General features: G+C 38.0%; 1 protein-coding gene. It reads left to right on the top strand.

Going from position 1 to position 258, the window contains the following annotated elements; all coding sequences use genetic code 11:
- Positions 1–258: terminase TerL endonuclease subunit (locus tag FDW96_RS17630; protein ID WP_306463085.1), on the top strand; the 258-nt coding region annotated here is incomplete at both ends.

Raw genomic sequence — 258 nt, forward strand, 5'->3', positions numbered from 1 at the left:
GAAAATCATGAGCAGGTCAAAGATAAAAAGAATTGGACTATGGCTTTACCACTTATTGGCAATGTTCCTAAGTGGTCAGGAGTTATTGAGGAGTACGAGCTTGCGCAAGGAGACCCAGCGTTACAGAATAAGTTCTTAGCGTTTAATATGGGCTTACCTATGCAGGATACAGCTTACTACTTCACTCCGCAAGACACTAAACTAACAGACTTTAATTTATCTGTATTTAATAAAAATAGAACTTATGTCGGAATTGAC

The organism is Citrobacter sp. TBCS-15 (assembly GCF_005280815.1).
In the GTDB taxonomy this organism is placed as follows: domain Bacteria; phylum Pseudomonadota; class Gammaproteobacteria; order Enterobacterales; family Enterobacteriaceae; genus Citrobacter; species Citrobacter werkmanii.